General features: G+C 41.7%; 1 protein-coding gene. It reads left to right on the forward strand.

The features are described from left to right. Positions 1-205: 205 nt before the first annotated feature. Positions 206-424, forward strand: a 219-nt coding sequence (locus HC175_RS19200) for a hypothetical protein (protein ID WP_209310110.1), incomplete at its 3' end; no start/stop codon positions are given.

Consider the following 424-nt stretch of genomic DNA (forward strand, 5'->3'; position numbering starts at 1 on the left):
CTATGTACTCTACCGGAGTCTCTAACCCTATTTTGATATGGCTGATCCATTTGTTGTTCAGCAGAAATCTGTTTTTCTCCGAAGTCCGCGGCTTCTCGTTGGAAAACCCGAATAGCAGAAGGAGGACCAGGGATAAAAGTGCATTGTTGCTGTAAGTCCTATTCAATAACAAAAAATTATAACCTAACTTTTAAACACATAGAACATGAGCTTAAATAAAACAGAAAAACCGGTAGCGGTATATTATGAACATCCCGATTGGTTCCGCCCCTTGTTTAGCGAATTTGAAACCAGGGGAATACCTGTGGTAAAATATGACGCCGCCAGGCACCATTTTGATCCGGCACAAAAGGAACTGCCCTTCAATGTCTTTTTCAACCGGATGAGTCCTTCGGCATATCTTAGGAACAATTCACAGGCAATT

It is taken from the genome of Salinimicrobium oceani (genome assembly GCF_012037645.1).